This is a genomic window from Kosakonia sp. MUSA4, from assembly GCF_013085925.1.
GTDB lineage: Bacteria > Pseudomonadota > Gammaproteobacteria > Enterobacterales > Enterobacteriaceae > Kosakonia > Kosakonia sacchari_B.
In genome coordinates, this window is sequence record NZ_CP025697.1 from 4,389,801 (window position 1) to 4,412,175 (window position 22,375).

At 53.2% G+C, this 22,375-nt stretch carries 18 protein-coding genes; 8 read left to right on the forward strand and 10 right to left on the reverse strand.

Annotation, left to right across the window (positions count from 1 at the left end; all coding sequences use genetic code 11):
- Position 1 precedes the first annotated feature (1 nt).
- The 3 genes from C0557_RS20710 (at position 2) to C0557_RS20720 (ending at position 3,738) form a co-directional block, all read left to right on the forward strand.
- A complete protein-coding gene (locus C0557_RS20710; protein WP_074773037.1) occupies positions 2-1,129 on the forward strand; it encodes an ABC transporter ATP-binding protein in 1,128 nt (375 codons plus the stop codon).
- Between the two features lie 122 nt (positions 1,130-1,251).
- Entirely contained in the window at positions 1,252-2,541 is a 1,290-nt protein-coding gene (locus tag C0557_RS20715) for an ABC transporter substrate-binding protein (protein ID WP_208660657.1), read from the forward strand.
- Positions 2,542-2,607: 66 nt separating this feature from the next.
- Entirely contained in the window at positions 2,608-3,738 is a 1,131-nt protein-coding gene (locus C0557_RS20720) for an oligogalacturonate lyase family protein (protein WP_208660659.1), read from the forward strand.
- Between the two features lie 203 nt (positions 3,739-3,941).
- On the opposite strand, the gene C0557_RS20725 is transcribed toward C0557_RS20720, so the two are convergent.
- The 3 genes from C0557_RS20725 to kduI all read right to left on the reverse strand — a co-directional run bounded on the left by C0557_RS20725 (position 3,942) and on the right by kduI (position 7,334).
- A complete protein-coding gene (locus tag C0557_RS20725; RefSeq protein ID WP_208660661.1) occupies positions 3,942-5,360 on the reverse strand; it encodes a sugar porter family MFS transporter in 1,419 nt (472 codons plus the stop codon).
- 315 nt (positions 5,361-5,675) lie between these two features.
- A complete protein-coding gene (kduD, locus tag C0557_RS20730; protein WP_007370330.1) occupies positions 5,676-6,437 on the reverse strand; it encodes a 2-dehydro-3-deoxy-D-gluconate 5-dehydrogenase KduD in 762 nt (253 codons plus the stop codon).
- A 60-nt stretch (positions 6,438-6,497) separates the two neighbouring features.
- Positions 6,498-7,334 carry a 5-dehydro-4-deoxy-D-glucuronate isomerase gene (gene kduI / locus C0557_RS20735; protein WP_208660663.1) on the reverse strand — a complete coding sequence of 279 codons (837 nt, stop codon included), beginning with the start codon at positions 7,332-7,334 and terminating at the stop codon, positions 6,498-6,500.
- A gap of 499 nt (positions 7,335-7,833) precedes the next feature.
- On the opposite strand from kduI, the gene C0557_RS20740 reads away from it, so the two are divergent.
- Positions 7,834-9,009 carry an oligogalacturonate lyase family protein gene (locus C0557_RS20740; protein ID WP_208660666.1) on the forward strand — a complete coding sequence of 392 codons (1,176 nt, stop codon included), beginning with the start codon at positions 7,834-7,836 and terminating at the stop codon, positions 9,007-9,009.
- A 394-nt stretch (positions 9,010-9,403) separates the two neighbouring features.
- On the opposite strand, the gene C0557_RS20745 is transcribed toward C0557_RS20740, so the two are convergent.
- The 5 genes from C0557_RS20745 to C0557_RS20765 all read right to left on the reverse strand — a co-directional run bounded on the left by C0557_RS20745 (position 9,404) and on the right by C0557_RS20765 (position 14,410).
- Positions 9,404-10,084, reverse strand: a complete 681-nt coding sequence (locus tag C0557_RS20745) for an oligogalacturonate-specific porin KdgM family protein (protein WP_074773017.1) — start codon at positions 10,082-10,084, stop codon at positions 9,404-9,406.
- A gap of 475 nt (positions 10,085-10,559) precedes the next feature.
- Positions 10,560-11,741 (reverse strand): acetyl-CoA C-acetyltransferase, encoded by a 1,182-nt coding sequence (locus tag C0557_RS20750; protein ID WP_208660668.1) that lies wholly within the window; start codon positions 11,739-11,741, stop codon positions 10,560-10,562.
- A 154-nt stretch (positions 11,742-11,895) separates the two neighbouring features.
- The gene (locus C0557_RS20755) at positions 11,896-12,708 is read right to left on the reverse strand and encodes a MetQ/NlpA family ABC transporter substrate-binding protein (protein WP_208660670.1); all 813 of its coding nucleotides are present in this window, start codon (positions 12,706-12,708) and stop codon (positions 11,896-11,898) included.
- 18 nt (positions 12,709-12,726) lie between these two features.
- Entirely contained in the window at positions 12,727-13,395 is a 669-nt protein-coding gene (locus C0557_RS20760; protein WP_090133573.1) for a methionine ABC transporter permease, read from the reverse strand.
- The gene (locus C0557_RS20765) at positions 13,388-14,410 is read right to left on the reverse strand and encodes a methionine ABC transporter ATP-binding protein (protein ID WP_208660672.1); all 1,023 of its coding nucleotides are present in this window, start codon (positions 14,408-14,410) and stop codon (positions 13,388-13,390) included. The genes C0557_RS20760 and C0557_RS20765 overlap by 8 nt, the downstream gene beginning before the upstream one ends.
- A 394-nt stretch (positions 14,411-14,804) precedes the next feature.
- Here C0557_RS20765 and C0557_RS20770 point away from each other — a divergent pair, with 394 nt between their 5' ends.
- Both C0557_RS20770 and C0557_RS20775 read left to right on the forward strand, forming a co-directional pair.
- The gene (locus C0557_RS20770) at positions 14,805-16,175 is read left to right on the forward strand and encodes a cystathionine beta-synthase (RefSeq protein WP_208660674.1); all 1,371 of its coding nucleotides are present in this window, start codon (positions 14,805-14,807) and stop codon (positions 16,173-16,175) included.
- Between the two features lie 10 nt (positions 16,176-16,185).
- Entirely contained in the window at positions 16,186-17,328 is a 1,143-nt protein-coding gene (locus C0557_RS20775) for a PLP-dependent aspartate aminotransferase family protein (RefSeq protein WP_043956718.1), read from the forward strand.
- A 30-nt stretch (positions 17,329-17,358) separates the two neighbouring features.
- On the opposite strand, the gene C0557_RS20780 is transcribed toward C0557_RS20775, so the two are convergent.
- Positions 17,359-18,678: a sensor domain-containing diguanylate cyclase gene (locus tag C0557_RS20780; RefSeq protein WP_208660676.1), complete on the reverse strand. Its 1,320-nt coding sequence runs from the start codon at positions 18,676-18,678 to the stop codon at positions 17,359-17,361.
- Positions 18,679-19,183: 505 nt separating this feature from the next.
- Here C0557_RS20780 and C0557_RS20785 point away from each other — a divergent pair.
- Complete coding sequence (locus tag C0557_RS20785) at positions 19,184-19,456, forward strand: hypothetical protein (protein WP_208660678.1); 273 nt, start codon at positions 19,184-19,186, stop codon at positions 19,454-19,456.
- 131 nt (positions 19,457-19,587) lie between these two features.
- On the opposite strand, the gene C0557_RS20790 is transcribed toward C0557_RS20785, so the two are convergent.
- Positions 19,588-21,243 carry an EAL domain-containing protein gene (locus C0557_RS20790; protein ID WP_208660680.1) on the reverse strand — a complete coding sequence of 552 codons (1,656 nt, stop codon included), beginning with the start codon at positions 21,241-21,243 and terminating at the stop codon, positions 19,588-19,590.
- A 561-nt stretch (positions 21,244-21,804) separates the two neighbouring features.
- Here C0557_RS20790 and C0557_RS20795 point away from each other — a divergent pair.
- Positions 21,805-22,197 carry a hypothetical protein gene (locus tag C0557_RS20795; RefSeq protein WP_208660682.1) on the forward strand — a complete coding sequence of 131 codons (393 nt, stop codon included), beginning with the start codon at positions 21,805-21,807 and terminating at the stop codon, positions 22,195-22,197.
- Positions 22,198-22,375 lie beyond the last annotated feature (178 nt).

Consider the following 22,375-nt stretch of genomic DNA (forward strand, 5'->3'; position numbering starts at 1 on the left):
CATGGCTGAAGTGATTTTCAACAAACTGGAAAAGGTCTACTCCAACGGCTTCAAAGCGGTACATGGTATCGACCTGAAAATTGCCGACGGTGAATTTATGGTGATTGTCGGCCCAAGCGGCTGCGCTAAATCCACCACCCTGCGCATGCTGGCAGGCCTTGAAACCATCAGCGGCGGCGAAGTGCGCATCGGCGAGAAGATCGTCAATAACCTCGCACCGAAGGCGCGCGGTATTGCCATGGTGTTCCAGAACTACGCGCTCTACCCGCATATGACCGTGCGGGAAAACCTCGCCTTCGGCCTGAAGCTGAGCAAGCTGCCGAAAGATGAGATCACCAAACAGGTGGATGAAGCGGCGAAAATCCTCGAACTGGAAGAGCTGATGGACCGGCTGCCGCGTCAGCTTTCCGGCGGCCAGGCGCAGCGTGTGGCGGTCGGCCGCGCGATTGTGAAAAAGCCGGATGTGTTCCTGTTCGACGAACCGCTGTCGAACCTCGACGCCAAACTGCGCGCGTCCATGCGCATCCGTATTTCCGACCTGCACAAGCAGTTGAAGAAATCCGGTAAACCGGCAACCACCGTGTATGTCACCCACGATCAGACCGAAGCGATGACCATGGGCGATCGCATCTGCGTGATGAAGCTCGGCCATATCATGCAGGTCGACACCCCGGACAACCTCTATCACTACCCGAAAAACATGTTCGTGGCGGGCTTTATCGGCGCGCCGGAAATGAACATCAAACCGGCAAAGATTGTGAAGAAGGGAGATCAACTGCATATCACCCTCGGCCACGAAACGCTGGCGCTGAATGCGCGTCAACAGGAGAAAGTGGCGGGCTATGCCGACAAAGAGGTGTTCTTCGGCGTGCGTCCGGAATTTGTCTCCGTTGCCGATGAGCCGTTCGATGAAGATTGCGGCAGCGGCGATCTGGTGCGTGTCGAAAACATGGGGCACGAGTTCTTTATTTACCTGAAAGTCGCTGACTACGAGTTAACGGCACGAATTCCTTCCGATGAAGCTAAGCCAATGATTGCAAAGGGACTTCATCGTAAGGTGTATTTTAAGTTTGATATGAATAAGTGTCATATTTTTGACGCAAAAACAGAACAGAACATTTCCCTATAAAAACGAAATTCTTCGGGACGCGTCGAGGCGGCAAGTCAGTGCATCCCCACCGGGGTGCGCAGGCGCCGTCAACAACGCGGCAGCCCGAAGAATAACGTTTAAACAAACTCTGGAGTATAAAAATGAAAAAAGTGCTTATAGGCGCCGTTATCTCCGCAACTCTGGGCATGTGCGCTGTACCCGCAACTGCTGCTGATAATGTTGACCTGCGTATGTCCTGGTGGGGGGGCAACGGCCGTCATCAGGTCACATTAAAAGCGCTGGAAGAGTTTCACAAACAGCATCCGAACATTAACGTTAAATCCGAATACACCGGCTGGGACGGCCACCTCTCCCGTCTGACCACGCAAATCGCTGGCGGCACCGAGCCGGATGTGATGCAAACCAACTGGAACTGGCTGCCGATTTTCTCGAAAAACGGCGAAGGCTTTTACGATCTGAATCAGGTGAAAGACATCATCGATTTGAGCCAGTTCGACGCCAAAGAGCTGCAATCCACCACCGTTGACGGCAAGCTGAACGGCATTCCGATCTCCGTTACCGCGCGCGTCTTCTACTTTAATGACGAGCAGTGGAAAAAAGCGGGCGTCGCTTTCCCAAAAACCTGGGATGAGCTGTTAGCCGCAGGCAAAACTTTCGAAAGCAAACTTGGCAAACAGTATTACCCGGTAGTGCTGGAGCACCAGGATACGCTGGCGCTGCTGAACTCTTACATGGTGCAGAAGTACAACATTCCGGCCGTTGACGAAAAAGCGAAGAAATTCAGCTACAGCAGCGAGCAGTGGGTGGAATTCTTCCAGATGTATAAAAAACTGGTCGATAGCCATGTGATGCCGGACACCAAATATTATGCGTCGTTCGGTAAGAGCAACATGTATGAGATGAAGCCGTGGATCGAAGGTGAATGGGCCGGTACTTATATGTGGAACTCCACCATCACCAAATACTCCGACAACCTGAAGCCGCCAGCCAAACTGGTACTGGGTGATTACCCGATGCTGCCAGGCGCAACGGATGCGGGTCTGTTCTTCAAACCGGCGCAGATGCTGTCGATTGGTAAATCCACCAAACATCCGAAAGAAGCGGCAGAAGTGATCAACTTCCTGCTCAACAGCAAAGAGGGTGTGGAAACGCTGGGTCTGGAGCGTGGCGTGCCGCTGAGCAAAGCCGCAGTACAAACGCTGACCGCCAACGGTGCGATCAAAGAGAACGATCCCTCGGTGGCGGGTCTGCGCCTGGCGCAGTCTCTGCCGACCAAACTCTCTGTGTCGCCGTACTTTGACGATCCGCAAATTGTTGCCCAGTTCGGCACGGCGATTCAGTACATCGATTATGGTCAGAAATCCGTGGAAGAAACGGCCGCTGATTTCCAGCGCCAGGCTGAACGTATCCTGAAACGCGCGATGCGCTAACGTTTTTCCGTCACGACATACCCTGCCCGCCCGCGGCAGGGTATTTTTTTATCTAAGGAGCCGCAGATGGCAAAGGGGAAAATTGTTCAACTCACCTTCCGTCGCCAGCACGATGAAGAAACGGGGCATGAGGTTATCCGTCTGACGCCGCCGCACATTATTTGTCACCGCAATTACTTCTACCAAAAATGCTTTACCCGCGACGGCGGGAAACTCCTCTTCGGCGGCGCGTTTGAAGGCCACTGGAATTACTATTTGCTGGATCTTGCCCGTCACGAAGCAACACAGTTAACCGAAGGCGCCGGGGATAATACTTTCGGCGGTTTTTTATCGGCGGACGATCGTTCGCTGTGGTATGTGAAAAACAGCCGCGAATTGCGGCGTGTTGATCTGCACACACTGGAAGAGCACATCGTTTATCAGGTGGATGACGACTGGGTGGCTTACGGCACCTGGGTGGCGAATTCCGACTGCACAAAACTGGTGGCTATCGAAATCAAGAAAAGCGACTGGCAACCGCTGACCGACTGGCAAAAATTCCGCGACTTCTACTTTACGCAGCCGGAATGCCGGTTGATCCGCATCGATTTACACAGCGGCGAACGCGACACGTTGTTGCAGGAAAAACGCTGGCTCGGGCATCCGATCTACCGTCCGTTTGATGATTCAACCGTGGCATTTTGTCATGAAGGGCCGCGCGATGTGATTGATGCGCGCATGTGGCTGATTAATGAAGATGGCAGCAACCTGCGCAAAGTGCGCCAGCATCAGCCGGGAGAGAGCTTTACCCATGAATTCTGGGTACCGGACGGTTCCGCGCTCTATTACGTGGCGCATCAGGAGAACGATCCGCAGCGCTACCTGTTCAGCGCCGATCCGCAGACGCTGGAAAACCGTCAGTTAATGGCGATCCCGCCCTGCTCACACTTGATGAGTAACGAGGATGGCAGCTTAGTGGTGGGCGATGGCGCGCCACACCATACCGGCGATATTCATCTTAACGATCCGTTTATCTGGGTTTTCAATATCAACAGCGGCGAGCAGACCGCGATTTGCCAGCATAACAGTAGCTGGAAAGTGCTGGACGGCGACCGCCAGGTGACGCATCCGCATCCGTCGTTTACGCCGGATAATCAATGGGTGCTCTACACCTCGGATGCCGAAGGAATGCCCGCGCTCTATCTGGCGCGGGTGTAATGGTTATTGCGGGTGCGATCGTTATTGCCCGGTGGCATCGTTATTGCCCGGTGGCATCGTTATTGCCCGGTAGCATCGTTATTGCCCGGTGGCGCTGCGCTTACCGGGCCTACGAGTTTGGTTTCGGATTCGGATTCGGGTTCGGGTTCGGGTTCGGGTTTGTAGGCCGGATAAGCGCAGCGCCATCCGGCAATTTCAAACCGTTAAACCCCAATATCCCGCAGCTTCTCGCCGGACATCAGACGACGCTCGATATGCTCCAGCGTGACGTTTTTGGTTTCCGGCACCAGCCAGAACGTGACGCCGACAAACGCCAGATTCAGCGCCGTATAGAGCCAGAACGTCCCGGCCGCGCCAATCGCATCCAGCAATGTCAGGAAACTCGCGCCAATAATCATGTTCGACACCCAGTTAGTGGTGGTGGAACAGGTAATACCAAAGTCGCGGCATTTCAGCGGCTGGATCTCCGAGCAAAGGATCCACACGACCGGCGCCGCGCTCATCGCATATCCGGCAATGCACATCATCGTCATGCCGACCGACAGCCAGGATAAGCCGCTGGACGCCGTGCCGTTATCAAACTGCATCAGGCAGTAACCGAGGATCAGCGTGCCAATCGCCATCACGCTGAAACCAATTTTCAGCGCCGGTTTACGCCCCGCTTTATCCACCGTAAACACCGCGATAAAGGTGGCGAACATAAAGGTCAGCCCGACCACCAGCGTGGCGATCATCTGCTCCTCAGTGGTGGTAAAACCGGCCATTTTAAAGATGCGCGGCGCGTAATACATGATGATGTTCATCCCGGTAAACTGCTGCATCGCCTGCAACAACATGCCAAGGAACACCGCGCGGCGCACATTGCGGTTGGTTTTAAACAACTGAAAACCGCCCTGTTTCAGTTTCAGGCTTTCGCGGATCTCGTTCAGTTCCTCGCGCGCTTTTTCCGAGGTATCGCGCAGCATCCGCAGCACTTCTTCCGCTTCGATATGACGCCCTTTTTGCGCCAGCCAGCGCGGGCTGTTGGGAAGGAAAATCACCAGAATAATCAAAAGCACCGCTGGCAACGCCAGCACGCCGAGCATCGCCCGCCAGTTGCCGCTGTAGCTGAACGCCGTATCGGAGAGGAACGCCAGCACAATCCCCAGCGTGACCATCAACTGGTACATGCTGATCATCTTGCCGCGCACGTTTTCGCTTGCCATTTCAGAGAGATAGAGCGGCGCAGTGTAAGAGGCAATCCCCACCGCAATGCCCAACAGCACGCGAGAAAGGAGCAGCATTTCCACACTACCGGCAAACGCCGAACCGAGTGAACCGGCCACAAACAGCACCGCACCGACCATCAGGCTGTATTTACGCCCCAGGCGGAACGAGAGCCAGCCGTTAAACAGCGCGCCCAGCGCCGCACCGAGCATCATGCTGCTCACCACCCACTCTTGCAGGCGGCTGCTCAACGTAAAATGATCGGTAATAAACGGCAGCGCACCGGCGATTACGCCGATATCAAGGCCAAACAACAGCCCGGCGACCGCTGCCGAAACAGAAACAAACAGGTTCATCCGCCGGGTATCACGCAACGCGCGCGGAAGTATTACAGAGTCATTACTGATAGAAGCCATTTTTTCCCTGCCTGCACAAAGTAAGGTGTTCTATGAAAGTAAGCCAGCAATCGCAGGTAGCGTCAGTGAGGAACTCGCGAAGATATGGACAAAATAGCTGTGACACTGCGTTTTGTGATGGAGTTTACAATTTTGAAAATATAGTTTAAGCACTAAACTAATTTTAACAATATGATTTATATGTAATTTATAAACAAGAGTGTGATTTCAGTAGAAATAGATATGGATTTTTCAATTAGACACATATGGACAAACTTTATGCAGATATAAAAAAACCTGCCCGCAGGCAGGTTTTATCAGGCTCCGGCAGGTGAATTAACGAGCCAGCCAGCCGCCATCAACAGCCACGGTGTAACCATTGATATAGTCAGATGCTTTTGACGCGAGGAACACCACCGGCCCTTTCAGATCGCTCGGCAGACCCCAACGCGCCGCCGGGATACGATCGAGGATCTCGGCGCTGCGCTGCTCGTCGGCACGCAGTTGCTGGGTGTTATTGGTCGCCATGTAGCCCGGCGCAATCGCGTTGACGTTGATATTGTGCTTCGCCCATTCGTTAGCCAGCAGACGGGTGATGCCCATCACGCCGCTTTTTGACGCAGTGTAAGACGGAACGCGGATGCCGCCCTGGAAGGAGAGCATGGAAGCGATGTTGATGATCTTGCCGCCGTTACCCTGAGCGATAAAGTGTTTCGCCGCCGCCTGAGACATAAAGAATACGCTCTTGATGTTCAGGTTCATGACGTCGTCCCAGTCCCGCTCGCTGAAGTTGATCGCGTCTTCACGGCGGATCAAACCGGCGTTATTCACCAGAATGTCGATCTTGCCGAATTCAGCGACCGCACGTTCCAGCAACGCCGGAATGCCGTCGATCTTACGCAGATCGGCGGTCAGGCTGAGAAAACGACGGCCCAGCGCGGTTACGCGCTCGATGGTTTCTGTCGGTTCAACGATGTTGATGCCAACGATGTCGCAGCCTGCTTCCGCCAGACCCAGCGCCATCCCCTGACCGAGACCGGTATCGCAACCGCTCACCACCGCAACCTTACCTTGAAGAGAAAATGCATCCAGAATCATGTTAGTTCCTTAATCTATCAGCGCCTGTACCGGACAGGCATGGTTTTATGCTGCCCGCAATTAGCGCAGATCTTTTACAGCGACGTGATCCATGTCATCAAAGACCTGGTTCTCACCCACCATTCCCCAGATGAAGGTGTACGCACGCGTACCAACACCCGAGTGAATGGACCAGCTTGGAGAAATGACGGCTTGCTCGTTGTGCATCACGATATGACGCGTTTGCTGCGGTTCTCCCATCATGTGGAAGACGCAGGCATCTTCTTCCATGTTGAAGTAGAAATAGACTTCCATGCGGCGTTCATGGGTATGGCACGGCATGGTGTTCCACAGGTTGCCCGGCGCAAGCTCGGTCAGCCCCATGCTTAACTGGCAGGTTTCCAGCACGTCCGGCACGAAATATTTATTGATGGTGCGGCGGTTACTGGTGAGCGGATCGCCAAGGGTGACCGGCGCAACATCCGCAGGGGTCACTTTTTTCGTTGGGAAGGTCATGTGCGCAGGCGCGCAGTTGTAGTAAAACCTGGCTGGTTTTGCGCTATCGACGCTGGCGAACACCACCTCTTTCGCGCCTTTGCCAACGTATAGCGCATCGCGGTGACCAATTTCATGGCACTGGCCGTCAACGGTAATCGTACCCGGACCGCCAATGTTGATGACGCCCAGCTCGCGGCGTTCGAGGAAATAGGTCACGCCGAGTTGCTTGCCCACTTCGCCGCCGACAGAGACGCTTTTCTGTACCGGCTTAATACCGCCAACAATGATGCGGTCGATGTGGCTGTAGACCATGGTGTATTCGTCATCAACGAACACTTTTTCAACTAAAAACTCATTGCGCAGGCCCTGGGTATCCAGCGTTTTGGCGTGCGCACTGTGGATGCTTTGTCTGACTTCCACAATAACCTCCGACGTAAATTTTGACCGAAACGGCATCAAACGGAACTGGAAACGTCGTTCCGTTTCTTCTTTAGATGCATCTTATCCCGGCTAAAACATGTTTTCAATTATGAATAAAACAACGTTTCAATTTTTCTGCCAGTTATTATGAAATCTGTAAGTGCGATCACGATTGTTTGGCGTTGACAGCACCAGCGGAGGGTTTTCTTTACATCTTTAACTTGAAATTAATAATACCAAACAATAGGTTAAGCTGACCTTTGAATTCCGGCAGCCGATTGGCACTTTTCCTGTTTAAAATCAAAGTTCGCCTTCGCCCGGCTTTTTCTTGTCTCCCTGGCCTGCGCAAGAGCTGGAGTTTTCTTATAAAGTGCGTCAGTAATCACACATATTGAAACAATGTTTTGATAATTTAATACCCTGTTTTTAAACTTATGAGAATCAGTGGTCATCATTGGGACGCACGCTTTCCCAGCAGACCCGAAAAAGGAGCGAAATAATGGCGAAAGGCATGCGGGTAAAACTCAATTATGCAGTCAGCCGCGATCCGGATACCGGCGCGGAAGTCACCCGCTTAACCCCACCGGAAGTGACCTGTCACCGGAATTACTTTTATCAAAAGTGTTTCTTTAATGATGGCAGCCATCTGCTATTCGCCGGTGAATTTGACGGACACTGGAACTATTACCTGCTGGATATCGCCAAAGCCGAAGCCATTCAGTTAACGGAAGGCGCGGGCGACAACACCTTCGGTGGTTTTCTCTCTCCGGATGACAGCGCGCTCTACTATGTGAAAAACGATCGTACCCTGCGCGAAGTGAATTTGCAGACGCTGGCGGAGCGTGAAGTTTATCGCGTGCCGGATGAGTGGGTCGGTTACGGCACCTGGGTTGCCAATAGCGATTGCAGCAAACTGGTGGGGATCGAGATTGCCGCCAGCGACTGGACGCCGCTGAATGACTGGAAACTGTTCCATGATTTCTTCCATAAAGGGCCGCACTGCCGCCTGCTGCGTGTCGATCTGCAAAGCGGTGCAAGCAGCGTGATCCATGAAGAGAAAAGCTGGCTCGGTCATCCCATCTACCGTCCGTTCGACGACAATACCGTCGCGTTCTGCCATGAAGGCCCGCACGATCTGGTGGACGCGCGGATGTGGCTGGTGAACGAAGACGGCAGCAACGTGCGCAAAGTGAAAGATCACGCGGAAGGCGAAAGCTGCACGCACGAATTCTGGGTGCCGAACGGTTCCGCGCTGGTGTATGTCTCGTATCTGAAGGGAGAACAGGGCCGCATGATTTACCGTTTCAACCCGGATACCGGCGTCAATGAAGCTGTCATGCCGATGCCTGCCTGCTCGCATCTGATGAGTAATTTCGACGGCACGCTGCTGGTTGGCGATGGTTCCGGTACGCCGGTGGATGTAAAAGATACCAGCGGTTACACCATCGACAACGATCCTTATTTGTACGTTTTCGACGTGGCGCAAAAAGGCTATTTCCGCGTGGCGCGCCACGACACCTCATGGGCGACCTTTGCCAACAGCCGCCAGGTGACTCATCCACATCCGTCGTTCACACCGGACGACAGCGCGATTTTGTTTAGTTCAGATAAAGACGGCAAACCGGCGCTCTATATCGCGAAACTTCCGGAACAACGCACTTTATTGCAAGCATAGATTTTGAGTAAGTGTTTCTGTAACTGGCCTTGCCCTCTTCGGAGGGCTTTTTTTTATGCCTGTAACATCGAACCTGAGCTTCTCCGTAGGCCGGATAAGGCGCAGCCGCCATCCGGCAAATCCCCTTCCGTGCGCATTACACGCCGGATGGCGCTAACGCTTATCCGGCCTACAACAAGGCGGTATTTTTATGCTCTTGTGAATGTATGCCCTAAATAATTCGTGTTGCAGGAAGGCGGCGACGCAGCGAATCCCCAGGAGCTTACTGAAGTAAGTGACTGGGGTTCGCGAGGAAAGCCAACGCACCTGCGGCGCGAAGTATAACGGGCATATGACGAACATAAAAATCCCCGGCCAAAAGCTCCGGGGAATGTATTGAGGGTAATGCAGACAATCAGAAAGAGTACGCTACACCGACGCGGAAACGGGTCTGGCGTTCGTCAGTGGTTTTCACGCCGACGTTGCCGACTTCCACATACGGAGACCAGTTTTTATCCAGTTTATAGGCCACTTTGGCATTGTATTCGTTGGAATAGGTTTTGTTGTTCTCGCGAATAACATCTTCGGTGCTCTTAGCGTAGACATAGTTCAGCTCAACGCGATAATCGCCCATCGCCCAGCCGATCCATGCATCGAATTTGTTGACCTTGTTATCAACGGTGCTGGAATCCGGGTTACGTGTGTATTCATAGCGGTAACGGCCAGCAATATAAACGCCGTTATCGAAGCTGTACTGCGCGTGAATATAGGGTTTATAGATAGAGTTGGTATCTTTACTTTCGATATTAAAACCTGGTGTTAACGCAATATTCTTGGTCGCTGCCCAGCGCCAGTTAATGGATTCTTCGTGACCGTTACCGACGATTTCCGTTAGCGGTTTATCCGCATCGTCGCCGCCCGATTTCCATTTCGCTTCGACACCAAAACCGACGCCATTTTCAAAGCGATGAGAAACCGCAACGCGATCGGCGTTTGAACCGCTATCGATGTATTCATGACGTAAGTCTACAGTGACCGCTTGTGAAGCGAAGGATGCGCCAAGGAGTGAAGCAAGAGCCAGAGATTTTTTAAACATGAGTTACCCCAAGAAATTAAAATTGTGTTCCATTTTTATGGAATTCTATTTTATTTTTACGGGAACTTTATTTTAGTGATCGCGATCGTAAATATTAACCTGCGACTGAACTCTGTATAACGGCGTGATGAATATCAATAAATTCCAGTTAAAAACAGCAACAAACAAGGTCAAGATCACACCATTTTTCTATTAACGGTTGTCTTACATAGTTAAATACAAATAAAAAACACAATGCAAAACATAGATCTACAACTAAAACCCGCTAATAATAAGCCAGCTTATCTTGATCATTTCAAATTGTAACGTAGGGGATAATATAGATATAGATATTTAAATAAATGCTTTAATTAAATCGAGCGCGTTATTAGTACGAAAAAGAGAGGTTTTATTTTAATTGAAACAACTCATGCGATGAGCGTCACAAACAATAAAGCCTTCCGGGCGGAAGGCTTTATTCGCAATAAGGAAGAGATTAATCGCGTTCAACGGCCAACGCCACGCCCTGACCGCCGCCGATACAGAGTGTCGCCAGCCCTTTGCGGGCATTGCGCTTTTGCATCTCATGCACTAACGACACCAGGATTCGGCAACCGGAAGCGCCAATCGGATGGCCCAGCGCAATAGCGCCGCCGTTGACGTTTACGCGCTTCTCATCCCATTCGAGGATTTTCCCCACCGACAGCGCCTGCGCGGCATACGCTTCGTTGGCTTCGATCAGATCGACATCGTCAAGCTGCCAGCCAGCGCGCTCCAGACAGCGGCGCATGGCATAAACCGGCGCGATCCCCATCAGCGCCGGATCGACGCCAACGCTGGCAAAGGCGCGAATACGCGCCAGCACCGGTAAATTCAGTTCGGCCGCTTTGCCTTCGCTCATCATCAGTACGGCAGCAGCGCCATCGTTCAGCGGCGAGGCATTTCCGGCAGTGACTGAACCCGCCTGTTCAAAGGCGGGCGTCAGTTTCGCCAGCGCTTCCGCAGTAGGATCGGTGCGCGGCTGCTCATCGGTTTCCACCAGCAAGGGCTGCCCGTCCGCGCTCTGCGTCTTCACCGGGACAATTTCATCACGAAAACGACCAGCATCAATCGCCGCACGCGCTTTATGCTGCGAGCTTAACGCCCACTCATCCTGCCGCTCGCGGCTGATGCCATATTCGCGCGCCAGGTTCTCGGCGGTAACGCCCATATGATAATCATTGAACGCATCCCACAGGCCGTCATGCACCAGGCTGTCAATCAACTGGCTGTTACCCAGTCGCGCCCCGGTACGGCTGTCGGTCAGAACATGCGGCGCGCGGCTCATATTTTCCTGACCGCCCGCGATCACCACATCCGCCTCGCCGCACTGAATCGCTTGCGATGCCAGATGCAGCGCTTTCAGCCCGGAACCGCATACGTCGTTAATGGTAATGGCGGAAACGGTGTTTGGCAGGCCGCCTTTGATGGCCGACTGGCGGGCAGGGTTTTGCCCGGCCCCGGCGGTCAACACCTGGCCTAAAATCACTTCATCAATATCCTGTGGCTGTACGCCGCTGCGTTCCACCAGCGCCTGCACCACCAGGCTACCCAGTTCTACGGCAGAATGGCGCGACAGCGCTCCCTGAAAACAGCCGATCGGCGTACGCACCGCCGCCACAATCACGACATCTTTCATTGCTGGCTCCCGCAGTCACTGAACCCGGCAATAGTAGTGCATTGTTAATGAGTGTTAACGCAGATGTTTAAAATTGGTGAGATTAATCACAAGGAATAAGAGAAGGGGCAGAAGGAAATGGCGCGCGGCCAGGCAAAACCGCGCGCGAAGGGGATCAGTTGTTAACCGGGATCACCGCACCTTTATATTTGGTACGGATCCAGTCCTGAATCTCTTTGGAGTGCAGCACGTTCACCAGCGCCACGATATCTTTTTTCTTCTCGTCACCGCGGTGTACGGTAATGATGTTGGCATACGGGTTGTTTTCACCGCTCTCAACGGCGATCGGATCGTGTACCGGATCCAGACCCGCATCGATGGCGTAGTTGGCGTTGATCACCACCGCATCGCCTTCATCGTTGTTATACATCTGCGGCAGCAGCGCCGCTTCCACGTTCGGCAGGAACTTCAGTTTTTTCGGGTTCTCAACGATATCGTCGATACGCGCCGTCACTTTATCCACGCCCGGTTTCAGCTTGATCACGCCCGCTTTTTCGAAGATCGAGAGAATACGCCCCTCTTCAGAAACGGCATCACGCATGATCACTTTGCCGCCTTCCGGCAGGTCTTTCAGCGATTTGTATTTTTTGGAGTAGATACCAATCGGCTCGATATGGATCGCACCGGCGCTGACGAAATCATAAGATTTGTCGCCCGCATGATCTTTGATAACGCTGTTCAGGTACGGAATATGCTGGAAGTAGTTGGCATCCAGTTCGCGGCTGGCCAGCGCGGTGTTCGGCAGAATGTAATCCTGGAACGGTTTGATCTCAAGATCGATGCCCTGCTTCGCCAGAATCGGTTTCGCCTGCTCCAGAATTTCCGCGTGCGGCACGTTGGATGCGCCGACGGTCAGTGTATCCGCCCAGGAGGAGAAGCTCAGAACGCTAAGGGTTGCTGCGGCAATCAGTGTCAGTGTTTTTTTCATGATGGTGGTTTCCAATAATTATCGTTTATCTAACAGAGAAGTGATCACGTCGCCGCAGAACTGAATAATGAAGACGATGATAAGAATCGTCACCGTCGCCACCAGCGTGACGTCGTTGTGGTTGCGCTGGAATCCTTCCAGATAAGCAAGATTGCCCAACCCGCCCGCGCCGATAACCCCGGCCATGGCGCTGTAGCTCACCAGCGCAATCAGCGTCACGGTAATACCGGACACCAGCGCAGGTGATGATTCAGGCAGTAATACCCGAAAGACCAGTGTGCTCAGCCGCGCGCCCATTGAACGCGTCGCCTCAATCACCCCTTTATCCACCTCGCGCAGCGCAATCTCGACTAAGCGCGCGTAAAACGGCGCTGCACCGACAATCAGCGCGGGCAGCGCGGCATTCGCGCCGAGAATGGTCCCGACGATGGTTTTAGTAAAAGGAATCAACAGCACAATCAAAATGATGAACGGGATAGAGCGGAAAACGTTCACCAGAATCGAAATCACGCTATACAGCGTGCGGTTCTGGAACAGCCCGCCGCGCGCCGTCAGAAACAGCGCCAGCCCCAGCAAAATACCCAGTACGAACGTTGCCGCGCCGGAGAGCGTCGTCATATATAACGTCTCTTGCGTCGCCGCCCAGAGTTGTTCCCATTTCAGATGCGGGAAGAAAGAGTCAGCCATGTGTTACGACCTCGCTTGCAATATCGCTGTTGCGCAAATCCGCAAGGATATTGTCCAGTTGTTCCGGGGTCGCCTTCACGTGCACCCATAATTGTCCAAAAACACCGTGCGCCGTCTGCGACATCTTGCCGTGCAGAATATTAAACGGCAGACCGTAACGCAGCGTCAGTTCACCGACGATCGGCTGGTGCGTACTGTGGCCGGTAAACGTCAGCTTAATGACCGTACCGTCGAGCTCGCTGTTCAACTCCGGGTTGAACGTCTCTTCTTCTTTATACTGGCTTACCTGGCGCACAAACTGGCGGGTAATCGGCTGCTGCGGATGGGTAAAGACGTTCAGCACGTCGCCCTCTTCCACCACTTTGCCGTTCTCCATTACCGCGACCCGATCGCAGATCTTGCGCACCACGTGCATTTCATGGGTGATCAGCACGATGGTCAGTTTGAAGCGGCGATTAATATCCAGCAGCAGATCGAGGATCTGATCGGTGGTTTGCGGATCCAGCGCCGAGGTCGCCTCATCGCACAGCAGCACATCGGGGTTATTCGCCAGCGCACGCGCTATGCCAACGCGCTGTTTCTGCCCGCCGCTAAGCTGCGACGGATAGGCATTCTCGCGGCCTTTCAGCCCCACCAGCTCGATCAGCTCCGCCACGCGGGCCTGAATTTTCGCTTTTGGCGCACCGGCAATCTGCATAGAAAAGGCGATGTTTTCGCTGACCGTGCGCGACCACAATAAATTGAAGTGCTGGAAGACCATGCTGATCTTCAGACGCGCCTGGCGCAGGGCTTCGCCCTTTGCCTGCGCAATGTCCTGACCGTTAATCACCACGCTGCCGCTGGTCGGCTTTTCCAGCCCGTTCAGCAAACGGATCAGCGTACTTTTCCCGGCGCCGCTGTAGCCGATAATTCCGTAAATTTGCCCCTGCTCAACCGTCAGATTGACGCTGTCGACGGCGGTAATCGATGCCTTTCCCTGGTCGAAAATTTTGGAAATATTCCTTAGCACGATCATTCGTTGGTGTTTCCGTTTGGCGGTTTAGCAGTATGGATGTCCAGGTGATAATAATCAGCCACAGTTATATTTCAAATAACTAAATATCACTCACTTATAACCAAAAGCGCTAAAAGCGGCGGAATGCGCAATTTGGCCATAAGGATTTTTTTCGCAATCTATTACCGAAAAACGCATAACTCCGGCAAAGAAGCGACAAAAAGTGCATGAAATCAGCGCAAAACGACGTTTTTTAGCTATTAACACGTCCGGACGACTATACGGCTCTCCTTCCTGATGGCTAAACAGAGCTTTATATTTCCGTTTGTTCTAAACACCGAATAAAGATTCTTTAAAAGCGAAAAATGACAGACCTATCATCCGTGCATCAGTTTTTTCCACGGGTGAATACACAATGTCTGTCTTCCATTCAGTAACCGAATTGATCGGCCACACGCCGCTGTTGCAGTTGCATAAACTGGCAAGCGGCCCCTGCGAATTATTTCTCAAACTGGAAAACCAGAACCCCGGCGGTTCGATTAAAGACCGCGTGGCGCTGTCGATGATCAATGAAGCCGAACGGCTGGGTTTGCTGGCGCCTGGCGGCACGATTATTGAAGCCACCGCCGGAAATACCGGGCTGGGGCTGGCGCTGATCGCCGCGCAAAAAGGCTATTCGCTGATCCTGGTGGTGCCGGACAAAATGAGCCGTGAGAAGATTTTCCACCTGCGCGCGCTGGGGGCAAAAGTGGTATTGACGCGCTCCGACGTCAACAAAGGCCATCCGGCCTATTACCAGGATTACGCCCGCCGTCTGGCGCAAGAAACGCCGGGCGCGTTTTACATCGATCAGTTCAATAACGAAGCCAACCCTCTGGCGCACGCGACCACCACCGCACCGGAAATTTTTGCCCAGCTCGACGGCCGAATTGACGCCATCGTTGTCGGTGTCGGTTCCGGCGGCACGCTTGGCGGTTTACAGGCCTGGTTCGCGCAACACTCGCCGCACACCGAGTTCGTCCTGGCGGATCCAGCAGGATCGATCCTCGCCGATCAGGTTGAAACTGGCCGTTATGGTGAGCCGGGTTCCTGGTTGGTTGAAGGTATCGGTGAGGATTTTATTCCGCCGCTGGCGCAGATCGACGGTGTGCATAAAGCCTTCCGCGTCACCGATCGTGAAGCCTTTGCCACCGCACGCGAATTGCTGCAACAGGAGGGTATTCTGGCGGGATCGTCTACCGGCACCCTGCTCAGCGCCGCACTGCGTTACTGCCAGGCGCAAACCTCGCCAAAACGGGTGGTCACTTTCGCCTGCGATAGCGGCAACAAATACTTGTCGAAAATGTTTAATGACGACTGGATGCGCCAGCAAGGTCTGCTGTCGCGCCCGTCGAATGGCGATCTCACGGATTTTATCGCCCTGCGTCACGACGAAGGCGCCACCGTGACCGCCGCGCCGGAAGATAGTCTCGCCGCCGTGCTGGCGCGCATGCGGCTGTATGACATTTCGCAACTGCCGGTGCTGGAAAACGGCCAACTGGTCGGCATCGTCGACGAGTGGGATTTGATAAGCCACGTGCAGGGCGACAGCCAGCGCTTCTCCCTGCCGGTTCGCCAGGCGATGACGCGTAACGTAGAAATTCTTGATAAGCATGCGCCGGAAAGCGCACTGCGCAACATTTTCGATCGCGGCCTGGTGGCGGTGATCGCCGATAACGGCCGCTTTGTCGGCCTGATAACCCGCAGCGATGTGCTGACAACCTGGCGCAACCGTCTTGAACAATAAGGAAAACCAAATGAAAAATCTGGCAACGCAAAGCGTCCACAGCGGCGTCTTCAATGACCAACACGGCGCGGTAATGCCGCCGATTTATGCCACCTCCACTTTTGCGCAGCCTGCGCCGGGCCAGCACACCGGCTATGAATATTCGCGCAGCGGCAATCCGACGCGCCACGCGCTGGAAACGGCTATCGCCGAACTGGAAGGCGGCACACGCGGTTATGCTTTTGCCTCCGGTCTCGCCAGTATCTCCACGGTGCTTGAACTGCTGGATAAAGACAGCCATCTGGTGGCGATTGATGATGTCTATGGCGGCACATATCGCCTGATTGAAAACGTGCGCCGCCGCAGCGCCGGCTTGCAGGTAAGCTGGGTGAAACCCGACGATCTGGCCGGGCTGGAAGCCGCCATTCGTCCGGAGACCAAAATGATCTGGGTGGAAACGCCCACCAACCCGCTGTTGAAGCTGGCGGATCTGGCCGCTATCGCCGCCATCGCCAAACGTCACAACGTGCTGAGCGTGGCGGATAACACCTTCGCATCGCCGGTGATCCATCGCCCGCTGGAGCTGGGTTTCGATATTGTGGTGCACTCCGCTACCAAATACCTGAACGGCCATTCGGATGTGGTTGCCGGTCTGGCGGTCGTCGGTGATAACCCGCAACTGGCGGAAAAACTCGGTTACCTGCAAAACGCCGTCGGCGGCGTGCTTGATCCCTTCAGCAGTTTCCTGACGCTGCGCGGTATCCGCACGCTTTCCCTGCGCGTGGAGCGCCACAGCAGCAACGCGCTGGCGCTTGCCCGCTGGCTGGAGCAGCAACCGCAGGTGGAAAAAGTGTGGTTTCCGTGGCTGGAATCCCACCCGCAGTATCAACTGGCCCGCACGCAGATGGCGCTGCCGGGCGGCATGATTTCCGTGGTGGTGAAAGGCGACGATGCGCGGGCAACGGAGATCATCAACAAATTAACACTGTTTACGCTGGCCGAGAGCCTCGGTGGCGTTGAAAGCCTGGTCAGCCAGCCATTCAGCATGACGCACGCCTCAATCCCGCTGGAACAGCGGTTGGCGAACGGCATTACGCCACAGTTGATTCGCCTGTCGGTGGGTATTGAAGATGAAAAAGATCTGATTGCCGACTGGAAACAGGCGCTGGCCTGAGACGTTAAAAGGGAGCCTGATAGCTCCCTTTTAGCTGGAAGAGGTATCCCGCGCGGAAACGACCTGGTTGCGTCCCTGTCTTTTCGCCGCATAGAGCGCGGTATCAGCCCGATGGATCAGGCCGCTGGCAATCATATGCAGCGGTTTATCCTCACACTCCGGCTGCCCGGCCTGCAATGTCGCCACGCCAATGCTGAGGGTAATAAAGCCGATGGGGCTGGCGTCATGCGGCATCTGTAGCGCGCTGACACGACTGCGCACGCCTTCAGCCATTCCCATCGCCTGCGCCAAATCGGTGCCAGGTAAGATAATCAGAAACTCTTCGCCGCCATAGCGGCTGACATTATTGTCGCTGCGCAGTTGCGATGAGGTCAGGGTTCTGGCAACGATGCGCAGGCAGTCATCTCCGGCCTGATGTCCCTGGCTATCGTTATAGTTTTTGAAGTAATCGATATCCGCCAGACAAACCGACAGCGGAAAATCCTCCTGCAACGCGCGGGCGATCTCCGCCAGCAGACACTCATCCATATAGCGACGGTTAAACAAGCCAGTCAGATGGTCGATCTGGGCGTATTGTTGCAGCACTTTATTCGCGCTGGCGAGCTTATGCTCTGCATGACGACGCTCAGTGATATCCACCCAGGTCACCGATAAACCGACAACCGCATCCATCGCATCGCGTACCGGAACCGACTGAATATCGTAGCAGCGATCGCGCCAGCCGAGTTCGCGCGAAGGCAGCTCTTCGCCCTGGTCCGCAAGGGTAAAATCGGTGAGAAAAAAGGGCCAGTAATCAGGCATCAACTGCTGAACATGGCTTTCAAAACCCTGCGGCACAGTGTCCCCCAACAGCTTCGCCATCGCTTTGTTGGACATCACCATTCGCCCCTGGCGATCGATCATGCACAGCGCCACCGGCGTGGTTTCGTAGATAGTTTCCAGTTGCAGAACCCGCTCGCCAAGGTTGGAGATATTGCGATCGATGCCGCGATAACCGCGCAGTTCGCCCTGCTCATCAAACAGCGGAACGCCGCTGGTCTCAAGCACCACAATGCTGCCATCAGCACGCTGGTTACGGTTTACCAGGCCGGAAAAAGCCCGCTTTTCCATTACAATCGCGCCAAACGCGCCTGCCACGCGTTCGGCTTCCCCCGGCGGCATAAAATCGAAGGGCGTTTTGCCAATGACCTCTTTCGGCGACACGCCAAGCAGCTCCGTGACCACCTCGGAAGACCAGGTATAACGTCCCTGCGCATCCACTTCCCAAACCCAGTCTGAATTATTGTTCAGCAGTTCGAAGAGGTGCCCGGTATCTTCATCCTGGTGATCAACTTTTTTTTCATTATTCATGATCTTGTTCCGCATGACCCGCTATGCGCTTAACGACTCTTTGGTGAGCGAGATAGCGTTTCTCGCCGATCCCTGCGTCCTGATATTCACCCTGCCAGAATGCGCACAGGTCGCAAGAGAGCCACCATAATATAACTACCTGTAATACATAAACTGCCGACTATGCATAAGAAAGTGAATCAGATTCGCACGTATTTGCGTAATGGCTGGCGGCGCACCCCGATCCTGCGGGTCTATTGTGACCGTACCTGCGCTGCCATCCATCAAGAGCAGCCATCATAGCTTCGTTGCGCAACATTGCGTCAGGCTTTTTCGTTATCGCCGCTCCGTATTCGCCGCTGGCGGTATTTATTTATGCAATCACCGTTATTAACGCTGAATAATAGAAAGTAGCTATCACGATAAATTAATTATCCCAAAGCTAAATTTACACGTGGAATTTTCATTTTTTACAGGTAAGATAATTTTTCTTCACTTATTAAGTATAGTCGCCAAAGAAATATCAGTGAATGGTATTTCTATATATATAAGTGAATTAATAAACATCATCTATAAAACAAAAAATGACGCCCAGCCTGCTGGCGCGCCATCGTTCATCGTTTTTCATACATGCCCGCCCGGCAAGGGCTGGCATCGGTTTATTATCGGCCTGGGTAATATTTCATTATGGACATCGACACGAGCAAAAATAAAACCACCAGCACCAATCCCGCACGGCAAGCGCATCGTCAAATGTCGTGGGGAATGTTATTTTTCTGCTTATTTTTGGTGGCACTGAAATTCTTCAGTTAGGCGGCAGGATAATATTATTAAAAAATAAATAAAATAATCCCCCGGCACTGGACGCGCACCGGGGGTTATTCCGGACTGATATTCCTTTCAGGCCTGGGCCACTGCTACCTTGCGATTTCACTCATAACGCATTTCGGGCTGTAACCGGCTTTGCACCCATCCTGCCAGCGCAGAAGCATTCAGGGCGCGGGAGTAGAGATAGCCCTGGGCAATGTCGCACTGCAAATCGCGCAGTTGATTACGCTGCTGCTCGGTTTCCACCCCTTCGGCAACCACGGTCTGATGCAGACTTTGGCCGATTTTCACCACCGTAGTGGCGATGGCTTTCATTTTGCTGCCTTCGCTGAGATCGCGCATAAAGCTCTGGTCGATTTTCAGCTCCGTCATCGGTAAATGCGCCAGACGCGACAGGCAGGAGAAGCCGGTGCCAAAATCGTCCATCGACAGCCCGACACCCAGCTCGCGCACCGCGCAGATCACCTCCATCGTTTCCGGGCGTTTGTCCATCATCACCCCTTCGGTGATCTCAATGGTCAGGCAGCTTGACGGAATGCGGTATTGCCGCAGCAGATAAGAGATGTAATGCGGCAGACTGCTGTTATAAAAGTTGATCGGTGAAAGATTTACCGATACCACCGGCACATGAATGCCGTTACTGCGCCATTCCGCCATCTGGCGGCAAGCTTCATGGAGTGTCCAGCGACCAATGGCTTCAATCTCGCCGGTCTCTTCGGCCAGGGTGATGAATTTTCCTGGGGGAACATCACCCAGTACCGGATCGGTCCAGCGCGCCAGCGCTTCCACACCATAAAGCTCACCATTCTTCAGCCATATTTGCGGTTGATAGTGCAAATGCAGCAAATTGCTGGCGATGGCGAGCTTCAGTGCCGCCGCCAGTTTTAAACGTTCCTGATCGACCTGATTCATCTCGGTGCTGAAGAACAGGTAACCGCCGGACGCCGCCGCCTTCGCCAGATGTGAGGCGTGGTTGGCATGTTTGATCAAGCCATCGCGCGAAACGCCGTGATCCGGGTACAGGCTGATACCGGTGCTGACCGTCACATTCAGCGCCAGATCGGCAACATTAAACGGCATACGGAACAGCGCCTGGATCTTCTGCGCAATGCTGGTGGCGCGGGTGTAATCGCAATCCGGGATCACCAGCACAAATGCATCGCTGTCGGCGTGGCTGACAAACCCCTGGCGGGAGAACTCCGTCATCAGGCGTTGCGCAATCGCCACCAGCACGTTATCCCCTGCGGCGTAGCCCAGCGCATCATTGACGTCTTTAAAATGATCGAGATCGAGAAAGAAAAACGCCGCGCGATCGCACACGCTGCTGGCCAGCGTCTGATCAATATACTGGTGCAGCGCGCCACGATTCGGCAGCCCGGTAAGCCGGTCAAAGGTCGAGAGCTTTGTGACGCGTTCCTGATCGATGTGCACGACAATGCGGCAGGGAGAACCGATGTTGCCGCTACCTTCATAACTAATGGTCGCGGCCAGCGATGTCTCTTCACCGGTAGCGGAGATCACCGTTAACGCACGCTCACTTTCGGTGCCCGTCGGCATCACATCGAGTGAGCTGAACAACGGAATCGCGGAGGCTTTACACCCCAGCACAGAAATTCGCGGATAGCCCCATAATTTCTCCGCCGCACGATTAAAGAAAAACACGGTTTCCATACTATCCAGTAGTACGACAGCATCGTGAACATTTTCGAGTGCGGCAAGCATATTATCAGAGCCGAAAATATCATTTTCAGAATGCATAATCTTTTTTCTTAAAGAAGAGTTCGTCGACATCCTAATTGAAAAAATAACCAGGTTCAATATCAACCAACCGCAATATTAATAGAGAACGTTATTTATAGACAAACTCAATATATACAATGCAATTTATCGTTAAAGAAAAAACGTATACGGACGATAAATAACAAATGATTAAAAAAAGGAGGATTATGGATAAATAATGAAGATTGCAACTTTTCGTAATTATTAATTAAAAGACTGACTCTCCGCACAGCGATAATTTTTTCCTCTATGCTGGCGATAATGCCCATGCAGACTGGGTTTGCTTCACGATGCAGTTATAAATAAAGGTGTTATTTATAGATGCATTAAATAAGTTCATTGCCATTTATCGATAACGTCACTTGACCTTAACTGACCGCCGCCGACAGTATATAAGGAAATTCTCATTTAAAGCGCAAGACGGGAGTTTTTATTGACGCCGTCTATTTAGCTTTAGCGCCCTGCACAATCGCACGGTAATAGAGAAGGCGTATTGCTTATTATAGTTCGTATTCAACACATCGGGGTCAGGCAAACACTATGTACGATGATTTAGGTTCTTTGGCTGAAAAACTGAAAATGTCCGGTGTTTCTTTCCAGGAAATGACTGAAGATGGTGAAACAATGCAAGCAGTAACCACAACAGCAGTAGCACCCGGCATCAGCAATGAAGTACAGGAACCGACGGTTGCCGTCAACCCGGCAGCAAACCGTAAGGATACCAGCCATGTCAGCGCTCCGGCGGGCATTCCGGCTAACACCCTCTCCTGGCCGAAAAGCAAACCGGTACCCGTTGCCGCGCCGGAAGCTTTCGCGACACCGGCTGGCGGTATTCTGGACAGCGTTGCGGCCATCAGTCGCCCGGCTGAAGTTGAAATTCGCGAACGCAATCCTGTTCGTCTGGATATGTTATTTACGGTCATTGGTAAATAAATGCCAACGGGTGAAATCGCCGTGTGGCAATAATAAAGCACGATTTATCATCGTCCTGCCAGCCAATAATGGCGCTATTTTTCGCGCAACAAAGGTGAGTCGGCCAGGTTGTGAATTTTAACAGGTCACCGGAACAGTTTTGTGCCGGTCTGCCTTTATTCTATTCTGTGCAAGATTA